This is a genomic window from Neisseria sp. GT4A_CT1 (assembly GCF_000227275.1).
Classification (GTDB): Bacteria; Pseudomonadota; Gammaproteobacteria; order Burkholderiales; family Neisseriaceae; genus Neisseria.
Window position 1 is genome coordinate 194,593 of record NZ_JH164969.1, and the last position, 17,330, is coordinate 211,922.

The following is a 17,330-nucleotide window of genomic DNA, read 5'->3' on the forward strand; positions in this document are numbered from 1 at the left end:
ATTTTTCTTTTTTGTCTCTCTGTTAATTATTCCATAGATTTGTGTTGTATTTTCGATACTTGTGCCATGGTGTGGATAAGAGGTATTTTTGTTTGGATGGTATATATTGGGATAAGCTGAGATTTGTAAAGACAATCCGAGTTTTCAGACGACCTTTTAGTCAAAAATAAAGCCCGATTATTGCAATCGGGCTTTATTGGTTTGTGGTTGTATCATTCAATCACGATTTTCGGGAAGCGGCTGCTGAAATCTTTGCCTTTGTCTGCAATGGTCAGTGCGATTTGGAAGGCCGCGTCGGTATAGATTTTGGCAATGGCGGGATGTTCGTCAAACAACTGTTTCGCCGCGCCGCCGTCCATTGCTTCGCGCACAGGCAGGCTTAACGGAAGCTGTCCGAGCAGCGGGACATTCAGACGACCTGCCAGGTTTTTGCCGCCTTCCGAACCGAAAATAGCTTCAGCGTGGCCGCAGTTGGAGCAGATATGTACCGACATGTTTTCCAGTACGCCGAAAATCGGAATATTGACTTTGTGGAACATATCGACTGCTTTGCGCGCGTCAATCAGGGCAATGTCTTGCGGCGTGGTAACGACGACCGAACCGGTTACGGGGATTTTTTGCGACAGGGTGAGTTGGATGTCGCCAGTACCCGGCGGCAGGTCGATGAAGAGGTAGTCCACTTCGTCCCACTCGCTTTGGAACATCAACTGCTGCAAGGCTTGGCTGACCATCGGGCCGCGCCAAACGACGGCTTGGTCGGTATCGACCAGAAAGCCGATGGACATCACTTGGATGCCGCTTTCGGCTTCGACGGGAATCAGTTTTTTGTTTTGTTGGTCAGGTTTGCGGTCTTGCACGCCCAACATGGTCGGCTGGCTCGGACCGTAGAGGTCGGCATCCAGTACGCCCACGCGTGCGCCCATGCGTGCCATGGCGGTGGCAAGATTGGCGGTGGTGGTGGATTTGCCGACACCGCCTTTGCCGGATGCAACGGCGATAATGTTTTTGACGCCTTTGATGGTGGCAACGCCGGGCTGTACTTTGTGCGTTGTGATTTCCGTGTCGATGCTGAGGTGGATATGCGCGTCGCCCGTGATGCCGATGACGGCTTCTTGCAGGCTGTTGGCGATGTCGGCGGCGATGTGGCCGACGGGGAATCCGAATTTCAGTCCGATATGGAGGCCGTCGGAACGTTCTTCCAACAGTTGGACGGCTTTTTCACTGCCGAGCGTGCGTTCGGTACCGGGGATTTTTACTGCTTCCAGTGCAGTTTGAATGGCTGCGATATTCATGGCGTATCTCTGGTTGATAGGGGACGATAATTGAATGAAGGATGATTCATGTTTGGTGTGTTAAATACAGGAAATACGGTAGGTATGGTATGAAAGATACGGATCCATATTTCAGGAAAAATGCGTGAGTGCTGTAATAAATTTTCTTACAATAAAAACTGTATCTAAAGTCATCAAAATTAATTTAAATATTATTAAAAATATAGAGTTTTTATACAATAAATTATCAGGTTGGTCATGATATTTTATGTAATTATATTTCTGAACTTTATATTATGTCTCAATGAATATGAATGAGCTGAGTGGTGAATGTTAATCCCAATTTGCGGCAAGTTCATTTGCTATTTTGAGTCGTTCTGTAGTGCCGACATCCAGCCATAATCCATTGTGTTGCTCGCCGGTAACGCGGTGTTGGTTCATGGCTTCCCTCAATAGAGGTGCGAGTTTGGCGATTTGATTGGCGGGTGTGTTTTGGAAGAAGTCGGGGTGATATATGCCTACGCCGCTGAAAGTTAGCGCGATTCCTTCGGTTTTATTGGAGTGTACCTGTCCATCGGGAGAAATGGAAAAATCGCCCTCCGGATTGTGCGGGGGATTGGGAACCAACCAAATATGTGCCAGTAGGTTGGATGTTTGTAGGGATGTGGCAGCCTGTCGGGCGGCGTTGAAGTCGATATCGGTCAAAACATCTCCGTTGATGACAAGGAAAGGGGCGTCGCCCAGTAAGGGTAGGGCGGTAGCGATTCCGCCGGCAGTCTCCAGTCCGCCTGTCGATTCGGGAGAGTAGGCTATGCTGACTCCGTATTGTGCACCGTTACCAAGTGTGGCTTCGATTTGTTCGCCTAGCCATGCGTGATTGATGACGATTTCGGTGAAACCTGCGTTTTTCAGACGACGTATATGCCAGCCGATGAGTGGTTCGCTGCCGACTTTTAGAAGTGGTTTGGGTGTGTGGTCGGTCAGGGGGCGCATCCTTTCTCCGCGTCCTGCTGCCAGTATCATTGCTTTCATGGCTGTCCTTGTTTGGGATGGGATTATATAGTGGATTAACTTTAAACCAGTACGGCGTTGCCTCGCCTTAGCTCAAAGAGAACGATTCTCTAAGGTGCTGAAGCACCAAGTGAATCGGTTCCGTACTATCTCTGTACTGTCTGCGGCTTCGTCGCCTTGTCCTGATTTAAAGTTAATCCACTATAGTCATTTGATGTGAAAGTATACAGTGTTGTGCCGTCAGGATTCAAAGGGAATGATACTTTGGTTATCGGTGTATTGATTGGTCGTTGATGAGGGGGTACGGAATCAATAGGTCGTCTGAAAACGAAGATGGGTTTTCAGACGACCTTGTGTTCAGGCCAATGATTTGAATTGTCGGCGGAAATACAGTAGCGCTGGGTTGTCGGTGTGGGTTGTGGTGATTTCATCGATGCGGACATAAAAGATGAAATGTGTGCCGATTTCGTGTTGATCGATAATGTGGCCGTGTAAATGGGTCAGTGCGCCTTCAACTTCGAGTTGACCGGTTTGCCCTCTATGCCAAATGTGGTATTCGAAGCGTTCTTCGGGGGAAAGGTTGGTGAGTCCTGCGAAGTGTTCGGCGACGTCTTGCTGATTTTCTGACAGGGTGTTGATACAGAGGTTTCGGTTTGCCTGCAATATGGGAATGATGCCTGCCTGCCGGTTGATACATAACATAACGGTAGGCGGCTCGTCGGTAATCGGCGCTACGGCTGTCATGGTAATGCCGTAACGTCCGGACTGTCCGTCTGTGGTAATAACATGGACGCCTGCGGCACAGGATGCCATAGCATCGCGGAATGGGCTCTTGAGTGTGTGTGCGGAATCTGTCATTCAGTTTCTTTTATTTTAGTGCCTGCTCAATTTGCGCGAGCTGGCGCAAAAGCTCTTTCAATTCGAGCATTTTTTCTTTGGATAAGATTTTTTCGATGGCGTCATAGCGTTCATCCACTTGCGCGCCTATGGTTTCGTACAGTTTTTCGCCTTCTTGGGTCAGCTTCAGGTAAACGCGGCGCTGGTCGTTAGAGGGTTTCAGGCGTACCGCCAAGCCTGCTTTTTCCAGGCGGGTCAGGATGCCGGTCAGGCTGGGACGTAAGATGCAGGCTTGGTTGGCGAGATCTTGGAAGTCTAATGTGCCGTTTTCTGCCAGAAGGCGGATGATACGCCATTGCTGGTCGGTAATATTGGCTTGGTTCAAAATAGGGCGGAATTGTGTCATCAACGCTTCTCGGGCTTGAATCAGTCCAATATTGATAGATGCATGTTTAGATTGGTTGGGCATTATAAGTCTCCATTGTTATCAAAAATCAAACCGTTGAAGCGCGAGGCAGGTATGCAAAAAGCGTTTTTTATTATAAGCCGCTATTGAAGCGGCAAGGATATATGGGAACAAAAGCATCATTGTTTGGGTATGTTGGGAATACGCTGAACAGTTTGTTTTGATAATAATGTTCCCAAGTTTTCTTATAATCCTATCTTAGTCTATTTTCTGCGCAATCTCAACAAAATCATCAAGTACGGATTTTTTGGGTAATTCATTTCTTTAAAAAACGAATATATTTTGAAACGATGGATATGCCGTATGGTGTTTGGGTTCTTTATATTTTAAGGATTTTAATAGGGGTTTGGTCAGTAGAAGAGGTTCATCAGCCAGATTCTGCTGCGCAATCCCCAATAGCTGCTCAACCCTGAGGTGTGATGTATCATTTTTCCGTTTTTAATCAAAATGATGGTCGGGGTAACGGCAATTTTCCAGTTGGCTGCCAACTGGTCGTCTGAATCGTTAACTGTCGGGAATTGCAGTTGGTGTTCCTTCATATAGGATTGAATCTCTGTATCGGAGCCGGAATGTACGGCGACACCGAGCGTAGGAATACCGTTTTGATGTAAGCGGTCAATTGTCGGGGATGTGTATGAACAGATATGGCACCATGTTCCCCAAAAATAGACAACGGCAACACGTTCTTTGCTGAGTGTTTCGATCGAAGTGCTGCTTCCATTGATAACACGGAGGGATTCTGATGAGGCTTGCATCGGTTGATTGGGTTTGCGCCACCAGTCAACGGCTACGGAAATCAGAATAAAGAGGAGGAGGGCTTGGATAAGGGATTTTAGATAAGGTAAGAGTCGTTTCATGTGGTATCTGCATAAAACAGGCTGAATAGAAAGGAATCTGCATGTACTGCTACAAGGTTGGCTTGCGGGCGTCGTCTGCGGCTTGCCGCCTTGCGTCGGCAGATGAGGCATTCCTTAATAAACAGCCTGTCTGTATTTGAATCGTTGAGCTACGATATCAAAGTTTATCACTTATTATGAGGTTTAACGGCTTTTAATCTGGCGCGTATAAATAGCTAAAATAATGACGGCAAATACGGTGGAGGCAATCCATCCCGCCGGTTCGCCGACGCGATACCAGCCTACTTGTTGTCCGACAAAACCGGCCAACGCGGAGCCGCCTATGCCTAGCAGGGTGGTCATGATGAAGCCTAAGTTTTCTTTGCCCGGGTGCAGGAATTTTGCCAATACGCCGATTACAAATCCAATAATGATGGTGCTGATCCAACCCATATCTCTTGTCTCCTTGTGTGTTGTGAGGAATGTATGTGTGAAAATGCAGTATACAGGCTTGTTTTGTCCCGCTGTGCCATCTTTACAGTTTATAGCGTTGTCCCGTATGGGAAGGGCGGACGGCGGTATTGTAGTGGATTAACTTTAAATCAGGACAAGGCGACGAAGCCCAGACAGTACAGATAGTACGGCAAGGCGAGGCAACGCCGTACTGGTTTAAAGTTAATCCACTATATTAGCCAGCATTGATTCATGCTAAAAGGTCGTCTGAAATCTTTTTCAGACGACCTTTTGACTTGCCGGAGCAAATTCTGATTATTGGGCAGATTCAGCGTTTTCGGGAACTTCTTCAGGAACTTCTGAGGCAGCTTCGCTTTCTTGTTCCAACATATTATCAGCAGATGAGTCTTGCTCAGGGAGGTTGTTGGCATCAAATTTTTCAGAAGGCATGTTGTTCATTGGTGCTTCATATGCAGGCTGTCCCAAATTGTATTGCTGCATGGCTTCGGCAGGAAGATTTTTCATTATAAAAAATACTAGTGGGATCATGATAATGAGGCAAACCAGAGCAATCCACAAATAAGCTTGCATGAGGTGTTTGCGGTTTTTATTGCCGTCCCCAAATGCCCAGACAAATATCATGATAGGGTTTACTATAGGAATAGCGAGTATCAGGAGTGTGATGAGCCAATCCTTGACGGTCATGACTGCAGTGTCGTTGGGTACATTAGGGTGTGGAGTGTTATTTTGATCCATGAATAAACTACCTGAATGAAAGTAAATGAATAGGTCGGCAGCGGGCGGTTTTAATTTCTAATGTTTTAAAATGTGCTGAATGTTAAAGCGGTGACGCTGTGTAGAATCATTTTGCACCTTTACCCGACTGCCCGGCGATTGCAACATATATTTTATCCCAGCTGCAAGGAGGGGAATGTTATCTTTCATTCCGTTTTCATGCAAGTGGGCGGGTGGCGGGATAAGGCATTGAGGTGGGATGTGTTGGATTTTGGGTCATATGTGGATGGGTTTTAATGGAATGGGGCGGCTTTGCCGTGTTCTATTAAATTCAATCCACTATGGGTAAGAAACTCAGAAGCGGGTTGATGAAATGGGGTGATGTGCGGGTTGGTACCGCAAAAGGAAATTTAATGTAAAGGTCGTCTGAAAATAGGTTTTCAGACGACCTTTAGGATTGTGAACTATTCTGCGGCAGGTTTTACCGTGTTGCGGACATCGCCGCTTTTTTCTTTGTGTTTCAGCACTGCACGGTCGAGCTTGTCCATCAGAACATCAATGGCGGCGTACATATCTTGTTCAACGGCCTCGACGTGGAGGTCTTTGCCCGCCAGATGGATGTCTGCTTCAGCCTGTTGATTGAGTTTTTCCACGGAAAGGGTGATGGTAACGGAAATGGCGTTGGCTGCGTGGCGGTTGATGCGTTCCAATTTTTCGGAAACGTAGTTTTTGATGGCCTCGGTAACGTCGAAATTCAGACCGGTGATTTTCAGATTCATAATACAGCTCCTTCGGTGGGGTTCAGTCCGTCAGAAACGGAACGGGAAAACTGCGGTTTAAAACTGTCATTCGGTAAGTTTGCGTTTGTGTGCCGGCGGGATGTCGAGCGATTCCCTGTATTTGGCGACGGTGCGGCGGGCGATGTCTATGCCCTGTTGTTTGAGGAGGCGGACAAGGGTTTCGTCGGAATGGGGTTTGCTGCTGTCTTCGTTTTCGATAATCTGCCCCAAAACGGCTTTAATCGCGCCTTGGCTCAGGCCTTCTTTGTCGCCTTCGGAATTGACTGCCTGTGTGAAGAAATAGCGTAACGCAAATAGTCCGCGCGGGCAAGACAAATATTTTTGGTTGGCGGCGCGCGAAATGGTGCTTTCGGCAAGCCCCAATTCGGCGGCTGCGTCTTTCATAAGCATGGGGGCGAGTCCGATTTCGCCGAAGATGAAGAAGTCTTCCTGATTTTTGACGATGTATTCAGCAAGGCGGATGACGGTGCTTTTGCGCAGTTCGAGGGAGTCGATGCGCTGCTTGGCTTCGTTGATTTTTTCTTTCCACTCGGGTGCGCCATCTTCTGCGGATTTCATGAGTTCGCAGTATTCGCGGTTGAGTTGCAGTTTGGGCCAGGCGGCTTCGTTGCCGATGACTTTCCAGCCGTCTTTGCCTTCTTTGACCCAAACGTCGGGCTGGATGTAAGCGGTCGGTTCGGAGGAGGCGAAACCGTAGGCGGGGTAGGGGTTGAGCGTGGCGATGATGTCGAGTGCGGCTTCTATGGTTTCGCTGTCGATTTCGGGAAAGAGTTTGCGGAAGCGGATGATGTTTTGTTTGCGGTTTTTGCCCAAATCGTGCAGCGAACTTTGGATGAGGTGGGCGGCCGCCTGACGCGCGGGGCTGGCGGGCAGGCGCATGAGTTGGAGCATCAGGGATTCGGTCAGGTCGGCGGCGGCAACGCCGGGCGGGTCGAAGGTCTGCAAAAGGTCGAGGGCGTTTTGCAGTTCGTCTTCGTCCAGCATCCATTCCAAGGGCGTGTTGTCGATAACGTCTTGGATGCTGTCGGTGAAATAGCCTTGGTCGTCCAGGAAGTCGATAAGGATATGGACGTAGGCGGCTTCTTTGTCGGAAAGAGGGTGTTCGCACACTTGGGCGTGCAGGTATTGGTTGAAATCTTCTTCTTTGGCAATGTTGAGCCATGCGTCTTCGGCATCGTCGCCGCCGAGGTGGTTGCTGCGCGGCATGGTGGTGCCGTGATTGAACTCTGCGTCGGCAAATTCGTCGGCTTCGGGACGTTCGAGCAGGGGATTGTCCTGCAACCAGTCTTCGACCTCGCGTTCGAGTTCGATGCCGGACATTTGCAGGATGCGCAGGGATTGTTGCAGACGTTGGTTGAGTTGTTGGGTCTGCCTGAGTTTGAGGCCGAGTAAGGTCATGGTGCAATGTATGTTGATTGGTTTTATGGTGGATTGGACTTGAAGCGGTGCGGCTTGGCTTGCATTACGCTGTCAGCTGCTTCTTGTTCATCCACTATGTGATTTCAGACGACGTTTGGTTTGGTAAGGAGGCGAAGAAGGGTCGTCTGAACGGATTTCGTGGTGTGTTTATAGGCGTTTGGTCAACGCTTTTTATTTTTTATCCTAGATGTGTATTTCAACATTTTGCCTTGCCGCCGTCAACTGACGAGGCATGTTTGAAGATGGGTATTCGGATATTGATGATGTGGGTTGGAGATTCGTTTGTTGATGGTTTTTATAAAAATTTAAATAAATCATATGGTTGATTGTATTCGGGATGTAATTGTTTGAACGGCGTGCGTTTCATTGTATATGAGGCTGGTTTTTGTCCGACGTGTCATTTGCGGGAAAAGGGATGCGGACATCGAATGATTTGGGATCATGAAACGGCATAAAGGTCGTCTGAAATCCTGTTCTCTAAAGCTTTGGGCTTTGTTGAACCTGAATTTTCAGACGACCTTCATTCATTTACTGCTTATTTGTTGTTCGGATGGGATTCCATCGGTGCAGACAAAGGCAGCTCAGGCATGGTGCGGGCAGTGTCGGAAACATTGCCGGACAGGGTTTTCAAGAAGGCAACGATGTTATCGGTGTCTTCTTTAGATAAATCTTTGCCCAGTTGCGCTTTACCCATGATGGTAACGGCTTTGTCCAATTCCCAAACGCTGCCGTTGTGGAAATATGGATAAGTTTTGGCGACGTTACGCAAGCCTGGGACGCGGAAGAAGAATTCGTCTTCGGCTTTTTTGGTTACGTCGGCACGGCCTTTGTCGTGTTTCGGATCTTCGATGAATTTCCAGTACGGGCCTTCAACCAAACCGAATTTTTGGAAGGTTGCGCCGCCAAGGTTGACGCCGCTGTGGCAGGCGATACAGCCGTTGTCCATAAAGGCGCGCACGCCTTTGCGCTCTTGTTCGTTCAGGGCGTTGACGTTGCCTTTTATGAGTAAGCACCGTTTCCGTTGATTGCCGTGATGAATGGCGGGCGAAAATGGGGAATGGCATTCCGCTTTGTTTGCGTCCGTTTGATATGTCCGGCTTTTTTTGTCCGCGAAGTATAAACAGCGGGCGTGGTTTACCCTTTGCGGTAAATCAATATTGGATTTTCAATAGAGATAAGCAATATATGTGATAGCTTCTGCATTTTCATGCGGTTTTCATGTCGAATAGGCCTCTATCGCTTGCACTGCCAAGCCGATTGGTTTAAATTAAACGACAATCTACCGTTGGAAGACACACAATGAAAATTACCGTCATCGGCGCAGGTTCTTGGGGTACAGCCCTTGCCCTGCACTTTGCCAGCCACGGCAACGAAGTCGCCCTTTGGACACGCAATCCCGAACAAGTCCGTACATTGCAGGCAGAACGTGAAAACAAACGCGGCCTGCCCGGTTTCCCTTTCCCTGAATCCTTAACCGTTTACGCCGATTTGGGTGATGCGCTCAAAGACAGCGGGCTCGTCCTTGTCGTAACTTCTGTCGCAGGTTTGAGAAGCAGCGCGGAACTCCTCAAACAACACAATGCCGACCATATTCCCGTCCTTGCTGCCTGCAAAGGCTTTGAACAAGACACAGGGCTGTTGACCTTCCAAGTATTGAAAGAAGTATTGCCTGAGAACAAAAAAATCGGCGTGCTGTCAGGTCCGAGCTTTGCCCAAGAACTCGCCAAACAACTGCCTTGTGCTGTGGTTGTCGCCTCAGAAAATCAGGAGTGGATTGAGGAATTGGTGCCGCAGCTCAACACCAACGTAATGCGCCTTTACGGCAGCACGGACGTTATCGGCGTTGCTGTCGGCGGTGCCGTCAAAAACGTGATGGCAATTGCTACCGGTCTTTCCGACGGTCTCGAATACGGACTCAATGCGCGTGCGGCGCTGGTGACGCGCGGTCTCGCCGAAATTACCCGTCTTGCCATGGCCATGGGTGCGCAGCCCAAAACCATGATGGGGCTTGCCGGCATCGGCGACCTTATCCTGACCTGTACCGGCGCACTTTCGCGCAACCGCCGTGTCGGTTTGGGTTTGGCAGAAGGCAAAGAACTGCATCAAGTGTTGGTGGAAATCGGCCATGTTTCCGAGGGCGTCAGCACCATCGAAGAAGTGTTTAACACCGCTGTGAAATACCAAATCGATATGCCCATTACCCAAACCCTGCTGCAACTCATCCGCAAGGAAATGACCCCGCAGCAAGTGGCAGAAAGACTCATGGAGCGCAGCGCGCGCTTTGAGTAAGACCGAACGGCAAAGGTCGTCTGAAAACATCAAGCCAAAAAGTTTCAGACGACCTCAAGATTCGGCAGCGATTGACATCCCTGCATCATCATCCTAATATCCTGACCGCCTGCCACCATGCGGCAATACGGAAGCCTATACATGAATCAATCACTCGACACCTTGGAAGTCAGCGTTTACCAGCTGGCCCAAAAATTTGAAACCCTTGTTGGTGAGAACCGTCGCCTTAACGAAGAAATCGACCGCCTCAAGCTCGAGCATGAACAACAAAAGCGCGAACACGAAGCCGCCGTTGACGAATTGAGCGAAGCGCTGCTCGTACAAGTCGGCAAACTCAAAGAAGACCTACAAGGCAAAATCGACAACCTTACCGCCGAAAAAGAACAATACCGCAGCACATTAGAGCAGACTGCAGAAAAAATCCGCCGGCTCATTGCCCGCCTGCCGCAAGAAACGCAATCATAAGGACACGCCATGAGTATCGAACAAGTCAGCCTCGACATCATGAATGTCAATTTCACCATCAACACCCCGAGCGAAGAAAAAGATACCCTGCTCCAAGCCGTTGATATGCTCAACAAAAAAAGTGCCGCTATCAAAGAGAGCGGACGCATTGTCGGCAGCGATAAAATCGCCATTATGACCGCACTCAACGTTGTCCACGACCTCCTTAAAATCACACTCAAAGACGATTTGGCAATAGGTGAATTTGAGCGTAAAATAACCGACATGAACAACGCTTGCCAAAAAGCTTTGGCGCGGTTGGAACAAAACTGATTTTTCTTTTTCCCTGCGGTGTCCGCGAAGGCATATATTCCTTTGAACCAATAAGTTCGCTTAAGGTTGCCGGGAGTTGCAGTGGGCGCGAGCGTCTATCCTTAGATGCACCCGAAACTGCCCGAGGTGACCGCCTTGTCAACAAGGTTCAAGCGGATTCAGCCAAAACGGCTCTCGCGGGGATTCCCATATCAAGCCATGCCCGATTGCGGCATGGCTTTCATTTATCATCGGCTTCGACGTCGTCTGAAAAACCAAACGTAAAATCAAAAAACATATCCCGATATTTTGAATCAACAGCAATGTTTTCCAACCTAAAAACAACATTTCCCAATGCATAAAAACGCCATCATAGAAAAAACACTTTCAGACGACCCCAATCCGATTGACAAAAGCCAATCCCATCTTTAAAATTCACAACTTTCTATATCTATCTGGATTTCCACTATGAAAACCTTTTCAGCGAAACCCCACGAGGTGAAGCGCGAATGGTTCGTTATCGACGCCCAAGACAAAGTTCTGGGTCGCGTTGCAGCCGAAGTCGCACACCGTCTGCGTGGCAAGCACAAACCTGAATACACCCCCCACGTTGACACCGGCGACTACATCATCGTCATCAACGCGGACAAACTGCGTGTAACCGGTGCCAAATTCGAAGACAAAAAATACTTCCGTCACTCCGGCTTCCCCGGCGGTATCTACGAGCGTACTTTCCGCGAAATGCAAGAGCAATTCCCGGGCCGCGCTTTGGAACAAGCCGTAAAAGGCATGTTGCCTAAAGGTCCATTGGGTTACGCCATGATCAAAAAACTGAAAGTGTACGCTGGTGCAGAACACGCCCATGCCGCACAACAACCCAAAGTTTTGGAATTAAAATAAGGACACGACATGAACGGTAAATACTACTACGGCACAGGCCGCCGCAAAAGTTCAGTGGCTCGTGTATTCCTGACTAAAGGTACCGGCCAAATCATCGTAAACGGTCGTCCCGTTGACGAATTCTTCGCCCGCGAAACCAGCCGCATGGTTGTTCGCCAACCTTTGGTCCTGACTGAAAACGCTGAAGCGTTCGACATCAAAGTCAACGTTATCGGTGGCGGTGAAACCGGTCAATCCGGCGCTATCCGTCACGGCATTACCCGCGCCCTGATCGACTTCGACGCTGCGCTGAAACCTGCCTTGTCTCAAGCCGGTTTCGTGACTCGCGATGCCCGTGAAGTTGAGCGTAAAAAACCAGGTCTGCGCAAAGCACGCCGCGCAAAACAATTCTCCAAACGTTAATTCGTTTTTGGAATCTCAAAAAGCCCTGCAATGCAGGGCTTTTTTTATTTGTTGCATCTCTTGAATTGCCTATGCATTTTTGAGACTGGTTGAAAGAGGGCGAACGGCTGAGAGATAGTAAGTTGAGACGGCAGGATTCGCGTTAAGTTTTTCTATTTCTTCAAATGTCGAAAATATGAAATTTCTTTTCACATTCCCCATTGATACAATGAGGTTTTTGCAGGGTCGTCTGAATATGACGGATTTCTCAAAGGGGCTTGTGGCGGCGTTGGCTTCCAATTTATTGTTTTCCATGCTGTTTCTGTACGGAACTTGGATGCGTCCGATGACCGGGACGGAAGTTTTCGCTTGGCGCATGGTTGCAATGTTAGCGGCCATATGCGTATTGATGGGCATGAGCGATGGCTGGAAGGCGGCAGGGCAGTTTGTTCGTGAAACGGGCAGGGATTGGAAACGTTGGTTTTTGATTATGTTACCCACGCCTGTTTTCGCAAGTCAGCTTTGGCTGTTTGTATGGTCACCTGTCAATGGCGAAGGCGTGAATGTGGCAATGGGCTATTTCCTGTTCCCATTGGCGATGCTGGCGTGTGGCAGGATTTGGTTTAAGGAAACGCTTAACCGTCTGCAAATAGTAGCGGTCGTATCGGCATGTTTGGGCGTGGCATGGGAGTTGGTACGATCCGGCGCATTTTCATGGGCGACGGTATGGGTATTCGGGACGTATCCCATCTATTATTTGGTGCGCCGCAAACTGGGCGTGCCAGCATTGATAGGGCTGACGTTTGATTTGCTCGTGATTGCGCCTTGTACCTTGTTTTATATTCTGACGCAAACCGATACCATTAATTTGATTGCGTCCACTCCAAAACTTATCGGCTTTATCGTACTGCTGGGTATCAATAGCGCGGTCGCCATGCATTTGAATTTAAAAGCAAGCCAATTATTACCCATTGCCGTATTCGGTATGTTGAGCTATTTGGAGCCGGTCTTGCTGTTTGTCATTTCGATTGCATGGCTGGGCGAACCTTTGGAGAGCGGGGCATTAATCAGCTACGGATTCATTTGGTTGGGTTTGAGTCTGATGATGGTAAACGGATGGCTGGCAATGAAGAGAAGGGTCGTCTGAAGCCGCTGTTTTATATAGTGGATTAACTTTAAATCCAGTACGGCGTTGCCTCGCCTTAGCTCAAAGAGAACGATTCTCTAAGGTGCTGAAGCACCAAGTGAATCGGTTCCGTACTATCTGTACTGTCTACGGCTTCGTCGCCTTGTCCTGATTTAAATTTAATCCACTATAAATTTCAGACGACCTTGCTCCGTCAAAATCGCATTTCCCGATTTCCGTCCTAAAATTTCAATTTCTAAATCAATGTCGTCAGCAGGCTGCCTCGGCTTGTCAAACTTTTGCCCGATATACAGCATTCGATATCGAAAGGTCGTCTGAAACATCTTTTCAGACGACCTTTGCCGTTTCCATTAAAATACCGTATTCCCATTTTTCAGACGGCCTCTTTTCCCATGTTTCCCGACCAATCCGCCCCCAATCTGCTGCAAGGCTTAAACCCCGAACAACTTTCCGCCGTAACCTGGCCGCCGCAATCCGCCCTTGTGCTGGCGGGCGCGGGCAGCGGCAAAACGCGCGTGCTGACCACACGCATCGCATGGCTTTTGCAAACCGGTCAGGCGAGCGTACACAGCATTATGGCGGTAACGTTTACCAACAAAGCTGCCAAAGAAATGCAAACCCGACTCGGCGCGATGATTCCCATCAACGTCCGCGCCATGTGGCTCGGCACGTTCCACGGTCTCTGCCACCGCTTTCTACGGCTGCACCACCGTGATACCGGTTTGTCGTCTTCCTTTCAAATCCTCGACAGCGGCGACCAGCTTTCCCTGATCAAACGCCTGCTCAAAAGCCTCAACATCGCCGAAGAAATCATCGCGCCGCGTTCGCTGCAAGGCTTTATCAATGCGCAAAAAGAATCCGGTTTGCGCGCTTCCGTGTTGAGCGCGCCCGACCCGCACACAAGCCGCATGATTGAGTGCTACGCCGAATACGATAAAATCTGCCAACGCGAAGGCGTGGTCGATTTCGCCGAACTCATGCTCCGCAGCTACGAAATGCTGCAAAGCAACGAAATCCTGCGCCAACACTACCAAAACCGCTTCAACCACATTCTGGTCGACGAGTTCCAAGACACCAACAAGCTGCAATACGCGTGGCTCAAACTCATGGCGGGCGGCAACGCGGCAGTGTTTGCCGTCGGCGACGACGACCAAAGCATCTACCGATTCCGCGGCGCGCACGTCGGCAACATGACCGCGCTGATGGAAGAGTTCCACATCGACGCGCCTGTCAAACTCGAACAAAACTACCGCTCCGTCGGCAACATCCTCGCCGCCGCCAACGCCGTTATCGAAAACAACGACGAACGCCTCGGCAAAAACCTGCGCACCGACGCCGAAGCAGGCGACAAAATCCGCTACTACTCCGCCTTTACCGACCTCGAAGAAGCCCAATTCATCGTGGACGAAACCAAAGCCCTCGAACGCGAAGGCTGGGATTTAGACGAAATCGCCGTCCTCTACCGCAGCAACGCCCAATCCCGCGTCATCGAACAAAGCCTGTTCCGCAGTGGCATCCCCTACAAAATCTACGGCGGCCTGCGCTTTTACGAACGCCAAGAAATCAAACACGCGCTCGCCTACCTGCGTCTCGCTGTCAATCCCGATGACGACAACGCCCTCTTGCGCGTCATCAACTTCCCGCCGCGCGGCATCGGCGCACGCACCATCGAAAACCTTCAGACGGCCTCAACCGAACAAGGCATCACCCTTTGGCAGGCAGCCTGCAACGCCAGCGCAAAAGCCGCCAAAGTCGCCGCCTTCGTCCGTCTGATTGAAGCCCTGCGCAACCAAGTCGGACAAATGCCCCTGCCCGAAATTATCGTCGGCATCCTCAAAGACAGCGGCCTGATCGAACACTACCGAACCCAAAAAGGTGACAACCAAGACCGCCTCGACAACCTCGACGAACTCGTCAACGCCGCCATCGAGTTCAAACCCGAAGACAGCAACTTCGAAATCCTGCCCGACAACATTTCAGACGACCCCGCCTTCCCCATCCTCGCCTTCCTAAGCAACGCCGCCCTCGAATCCGGCGAAAACCAAGCAGGCGCGGGCGAAAAAGCCGTCCAACTCATGACCGTCCACGCCGCCAAAGGCTTGGAATTTAACGCCGTCTTCCTCACCGGCATGGAAGAAGGCCGCTTCCCCAGCGAAATGAGCCTTGCCGAACGCGGCGGCCTCGAAGAAGAACGCCGCCTCATGTACGTTGCCATCACCCGCGCCCGCAAACGCCTCTACATCACCATGGCGCAGCAAAGAATGCTGCACGGGCAAACCCAATTCGGCATCGTCTCCCGCTTCGTCGAAGAAATTCCCCCCGAAGTATTGCACTACCTGTCCGTCAAAAAAACTGCCTACGACAGCTACGGCAGCCCGCGACCAACCGCCGCGTCCAAAGACAAAATCGTCGACGACTACAAACAGCCGCAAACCTACGCAGGCTTCCGCATCGGACAAAACGTCCGCCACGCCAAATTCGGCACCGGCGTCATCATCGATGCCGTGGACAAAGGCGAATCCGCCCGACTGACCATCAACTTCGGCAAACAGGGCGTGAAAGAGCTGGACACCAAGTTTGCGAAATTGGAAGAGATGTAAAAGGGGGATGGCAGAGGTCGTCTGAAATCCGTAGAAATGTAGGTCGGATACTCGTATCCGACAAAAAACGTTTGACGCGTCTGTCGTTTCCGAAGTGCCGCTGTTGGAAATGTCGGATTCGAGAATCCGACCTACGGCAAAAACCGTAGCAGGAGAGAATAGAAACCCATAGCGTGGGCTTTGCACACGAATCAAACCCAAAATTTCAGACGACCTCTTTTAGCTGTCATTATCGTGGGCAAAGCCCACGCTACAATGTACACCGATGGGGTAAAGGCCGTCTGAAAACGGGAGGAGCAATTTTTGCCGAAACCTCCGCCGTCATTCCCGCGCATGCGGAAATCCAGATGTAGGTCGGATTCTTGAATCCGACATTTTCAAACATTTCCGCTATAATCAAAAGCAGTAAAACATAAAACGTTTGTCAGATACGAGTATCCGACTTACCCATCATATTTAATGCTGAAATCCACATTGCTTCCACCCCAGTGCTTTGGATAAATCCCCTGTTTCACATAACGGTGAAAAGTAGAAAACGGCCAATCGGAAACCTGACCGACATAACCATGCTTTACGGGATTAAAATGTAGATAATTGAAATGATGGATAAAGTCCGTTTCATCACGAATGGTATGTTCCCAAAACCTTTTTTGCCAAAGCCGACATTCCCCTCCAATCAAATATTGGCTGTACCGTTTAATTTGCCGCCAACTTTCCGAATAAGCTGCATCATTTTCAGGAAGACGCCAAATCGTATGAAGATGGTCGGGCATCAGCACCCATGCCTCAATTTCAAACGGATACCGCTCCCGAACCGTCATTACCGCCTGCCGCAAGGCCGAACGCACCGTTTCATCAGTCAGGATTTTTTGTCGTTTATCAGCAACCACCGTAAAAAAGTAAGTACCGCCCGTTTGATAAAAGCGTCGGTATCGCATGAATTCCCTTTTTCAATTAAGTTTTTGTTTTTCAGAAAGATTTTTGTCGGATACAAGTATCCGACCTACATCGAAACCGAACAATCCATGTAGGTCGGATTCTCGAATCCAACATTCCAATCATTCCCGAATTTTCTCAAGGTGTGGACATCGTTTTTTTGTCGGATACAAGTATCCGACCTTGTATATCGAAACACCCGTATCATAGCAACAAACCGCCCGCCGCCACCCGCATCCGACCAAGGCAAACAACCGTTGCGTAGCTCAGGGAGCGGCCGGGCAACCCATCGACACAACCGGACAGTTGCCAGACAACACAACCGAATGCAAGGCAGGTTTATGATGAGTACCCAATACAACTGTGCAGGCATCGACATCGCCAAACGAAACTTCGTCATCGCCGTTTCGTCTTTGTCTAAAACCAAAACCAAAACCGAAACCAACAACCCCAAAGGTATCGCCCATACTATCGAATACCTTAAAAAACACAA

The 17,330-nt window shown here is 49.5% G+C and carries 19 protein-coding genes, 1 other RNA gene and 2 pseudogenes; 10 read left to right on the forward strand and 12 right to left on the reverse strand.

Annotated features, from left to right (window positions below; all coding sequences use genetic code 11):
- Window positions 1–212: 212 nt before the first annotated feature.
- The 9 genes from apbC to rpoN all read right to left on the reverse strand — a co-directional run bounded on the left by apbC (window position 213) and on the right by rpoN (window position 7,807).
- On the reverse strand, window positions 213–1,292 hold the full coding sequence (apbC, locus tag HMPREF1028_RS10960; RefSeq protein WP_009312806.1) for an iron-sulfur cluster carrier protein ApbC: 1,080 nt from the start codon (window positions 1,290–1,292) through the stop codon (window positions 213–215).
- A 312-nt stretch (window positions 1,293–1,604) separates the two neighbouring features.
- A complete protein-coding gene (gene murU / locus HMPREF1028_RS10965; protein WP_009312807.1) occupies window positions 1,605–2,303 on the reverse strand; it encodes an N-acetylmuramate alpha-1-phosphate uridylyltransferase MurU in 699 nt (232 codons plus the stop codon).
- A 336-nt stretch (window positions 2,304–2,639) separates the two neighbouring features.
- On the reverse strand, window positions 2,640–3,140 hold the full coding sequence (gene hpaC / locus HMPREF1028_RS10970) for a 4-hydroxyphenylacetate 3-monooxygenase, reductase component (protein ID WP_036529651.1): 501 nt from the start codon (window positions 3,138–3,140) through the stop codon (window positions 2,640–2,642).
- Between the two features lie 10 nt (window positions 3,141–3,150).
- Entirely contained in the window at window positions 3,151–3,588 is a 438-nt protein-coding gene (hpaR, locus tag HMPREF1028_RS10975; protein ID WP_003757119.1) for a homoprotocatechuate degradation operon regulator HpaR, read from the reverse strand.
- Window positions 3,589–3,935: 347 nt separating this feature from the next.
- Window positions 3,936–4,442 carry a protein disulfide oxidoreductase gene (locus HMPREF1028_RS10980; protein ID WP_009312809.1) on the reverse strand — a complete coding sequence of 169 codons (507 nt, stop codon included), beginning with the start codon at window positions 4,440–4,442 and terminating at the stop codon, window positions 3,936–3,938.
- A 183-nt stretch (window positions 4,443–4,625) separates the two neighbouring features.
- The gene (locus HMPREF1028_RS10985) at window positions 4,626–4,874 is read right to left on the reverse strand and encodes a GlsB/YeaQ/YmgE family stress response membrane protein (protein ID WP_003757105.1); all 249 of its coding nucleotides are present in this window, start codon (window positions 4,872–4,874) and stop codon (window positions 4,626–4,628) included.
- Window positions 4,875–5,189: 315 nt separating this feature from the next.
- Window positions 5,190–5,630, reverse strand: coding sequence for a hypothetical protein (locus HMPREF1028_RS10990; protein ID WP_009312810.1), 441 nt, complete (start codon window positions 5,628–5,630; stop codon window positions 5,190–5,192).
- 443 nt (window positions 5,631–6,073) lie between these two features.
- A complete protein-coding gene (raiA, locus tag HMPREF1028_RS10995) occupies window positions 6,074–6,388 on the reverse strand; it encodes a ribosome-associated translation inhibitor RaiA (protein ID WP_003757098.1) in 315 nt (104 codons plus the stop codon).
- Window positions 6,389–6,454: 66 nt separating this feature from the next.
- Window positions 6,455–7,807: an RNA polymerase factor sigma-54 gene (gene rpoN, locus HMPREF1028_RS11000; protein WP_009312811.1), complete on the reverse strand. Its 1,353-nt coding sequence runs from the start codon at window positions 7,805–7,807 to the stop codon at window positions 6,455–6,457.
- A gap of 17 nt (window positions 7,808–7,824) precedes the next feature.
- Between rpoN and HMPREF1028_RS14885 the strand changes: the two genes are divergently transcribed.
- Complete coding sequence (locus tag HMPREF1028_RS14885; protein ID WP_156798159.1) at window positions 7,825–8,154, forward strand: hypothetical protein; 330 nt, start codon at window positions 7,825–7,827, stop codon at window positions 8,152–8,154.
- Window positions 8,155–8,363: 209 nt separating this feature from the next.
- Here HMPREF1028_RS14885 and HMPREF1028_RS11005 read toward each other — a convergent pair.
- A pseudogene (locus tag HMPREF1028_RS11005) lies at window positions 8,364–8,831 on the reverse strand (c-type cytochrome); the annotation flags it as partial.
- Between the two features lie 296 nt (window positions 8,832–9,127).
- On the opposite strand from HMPREF1028_RS11005, the gene HMPREF1028_RS11010 reads away from it, so the two are divergent.
- From HMPREF1028_RS11010 to rpsI, 6 genes are all read left to right on the forward strand, one after another.
- Entirely contained in the window at window positions 9,128–10,117 is a 990-nt protein-coding gene (locus HMPREF1028_RS11010; RefSeq protein ID WP_003757087.1) for an NAD(P)H-dependent glycerol-3-phosphate dehydrogenase, read from the forward strand.
- A gap of 141 nt (window positions 10,118–10,258) precedes the next feature.
- Entirely contained in the window at window positions 10,259–10,582 is a 324-nt protein-coding gene (locus HMPREF1028_RS11015) for a hypothetical protein (protein WP_009312813.1), read from the forward strand.
- Window positions 10,583–10,591: 9 nt separating this feature from the next.
- Complete coding sequence (locus HMPREF1028_RS11020; RefSeq protein ID WP_003744050.1) at window positions 10,592–10,894, forward strand: cell division protein ZapA; 303 nt, start codon at window positions 10,592–10,594, stop codon at window positions 10,892–10,894.
- A gap of 7 nt (window positions 10,895–10,901) precedes the next feature.
- Window positions 10,902–11,081, forward strand: a non-coding RNA gene (gene ssrS / locus HMPREF1028_RS14000) — 6S RNA.
- 260 nt (window positions 11,082–11,341) lie between these two features.
- A complete protein-coding gene (gene rplM / locus HMPREF1028_RS11025; protein ID WP_003744049.1) occupies window positions 11,342–11,773 on the forward strand; it encodes a 50S ribosomal protein L13 in 432 nt (143 codons plus the stop codon).
- Window positions 11,774–11,782: 9 nt separating this feature from the next.
- The gene (rpsI, locus tag HMPREF1028_RS11030; protein WP_003744048.1) at window positions 11,783–12,175 is read left to right on the forward strand and encodes a 30S ribosomal protein S9; all 393 of its coding nucleotides are present in this window, start codon (window positions 11,783–11,785) and stop codon (window positions 12,173–12,175) included.
- Window positions 12,176–12,244: 69 nt separating this feature from the next.
- On the opposite strand, the gene HMPREF1028_RS15200 is transcribed toward rpsI, so the two are convergent.
- Complete coding sequence (locus HMPREF1028_RS15200) at window positions 12,245–12,469, reverse strand: hypothetical protein (RefSeq protein ID WP_168163282.1); 225 nt, start codon at window positions 12,467–12,469, stop codon at window positions 12,245–12,247.
- Here HMPREF1028_RS15200 and rarD point away from each other — a divergent pair.
- Entirely contained in the window at window positions 12,411–13,301 is an 891-nt protein-coding gene (gene rarD / locus HMPREF1028_RS11035) for an EamA family transporter RarD (RefSeq protein WP_036529677.1), read from the forward strand. The genes HMPREF1028_RS15200 and rarD overlap by 59 nt on opposite strands.
- Before the next feature lie 392 nt (window positions 13,302–13,693).
- Window positions 13,694–15,901: a DNA helicase II gene (uvrD, locus tag HMPREF1028_RS11040; protein ID WP_009312815.1), complete on the forward strand. Its 2,208-nt coding sequence runs from the start codon at window positions 13,694–13,696 to the stop codon at window positions 15,899–15,901.
- 443 nt (window positions 15,902–16,344) lie between these two features.
- Here uvrD and HMPREF1028_RS14010 read toward each other — a convergent pair whose 3' ends face one another.
- Window positions 16,345–16,839, reverse strand: coding sequence for a transposase (locus HMPREF1028_RS14010; RefSeq protein ID WP_009312816.1), 495 nt, complete (start codon window positions 16,837–16,839; stop codon window positions 16,345–16,347).
- A 342-nt stretch (window positions 16,840–17,181) separates the two neighbouring features.
- Between HMPREF1028_RS14010 and HMPREF1028_RS14890 the strand changes: the two are divergent.
- A pseudogene (locus HMPREF1028_RS14890) lies at window positions 17,182–17,330 on the forward strand (IS110 family transposase); the annotation flags it as partial.

Bases quoted from the DNA above. Each gene is read 5' to 3' on its own strand.
- hpaC (WP_036529651.1), bottom strand. From the start codon at position 3,140: ATGACAGATTCCGCACACACACTCAAGAGCCCATTCCGCGATGCTATG.
- apbC (WP_009312806.1), bottom strand. From the start codon at position 1,292: ATGAATATCGCAGCCATTCAAACTGCACTGGAAGCAGTAAAAATCCCC.
- HMPREF1028_RS10980 (WP_009312809.1), bottom strand. From the start codon at position 4,442: ATGAAACGACTCTTACCTTATCTAAAATCCCTTATCCAAGCCCTCCTC.
- HMPREF1028_RS10985 (WP_003757105.1), bottom strand. From the start codon at position 4,874: ATGGGTTGGATCAGCACCATCATTATTGGATTTGTAATCGGCGTATTG.
- rarD (WP_036529677.1), top strand. From the start codon at position 12,411: ATGACGGATTTCTCAAAGGGGCTTGTGGCGGCGTTGGCTTCCAATTTA.
- HMPREF1028_RS10990 (WP_009312810.1), bottom strand. From the start codon at position 5,630: ATGGATCAAAATAACACTCCACACCCTAATGTACCCAACGACACTGCA.
- HMPREF1028_RS11015 (WP_009312813.1), top strand. From the start codon at position 10,259: ATGAATCAATCACTCGACACCTTGGAAGTCAGCGTTTACCAGCTGGCC.
- HMPREF1028_RS15200 (WP_168163282.1), bottom strand. From the start codon at position 12,469: ATGGAAAACAATAAATTGGAAGCCAACGCCGCCACAAGCCCCTTTGAG.
- raiA (WP_003757098.1), bottom strand. From the start codon at position 6,388: ATGAATCTGAAAATCACCGGTCTGAATTTCGACGTTACCGAGGCCATC.
- HMPREF1028_RS11020 (WP_003744050.1), top strand. From the start codon at position 10,592: ATGAGTATCGAACAAGTCAGCCTCGACATCATGAATGTCAATTTCACC.
- uvrD (WP_009312815.1), top strand. From the start codon at position 13,694: ATGTTTCCCGACCAATCCGCCCCCAATCTGCTGCAAGGCTTAAACCCC.
- hpaR (WP_003757119.1), bottom strand. From the start codon at position 3,588: ATGCCCAACCAATCTAAACATGCATCTATCAATATTGGACTGATTCAA.
- HMPREF1028_RS14010 (WP_009312816.1), bottom strand. From the start codon at position 16,839: ATGCGATACCGACGCTTTTATCAAACGGGCGGTACTTACTTTTTTACG.
- HMPREF1028_RS11010 (WP_003757087.1), top strand. From the start codon at position 9,128: ATGAAAATTACCGTCATCGGCGCAGGTTCTTGGGGTACAGCCCTTGCC.
- murU (WP_009312807.1), bottom strand. From the start codon at position 2,303: ATGAAAGCAATGATACTGGCAGCAGGACGCGGAGAAAGGATGCGCCCC.
- rpoN (WP_009312811.1), bottom strand. From the start codon at position 7,807: ATGACCTTACTCGGCCTCAAACTCAGGCAGACCCAACAACTCAACCAA.
- rplM (WP_003744049.1), top strand. From the start codon at position 11,342: ATGAAAACCTTTTCAGCGAAACCCCACGAGGTGAAGCGCGAATGGTTC.
- rpsI (WP_003744048.1), top strand. From the start codon at position 11,783: ATGAACGGTAAATACTACTACGGCACAGGCCGCCGCAAAAGTTCAGTG.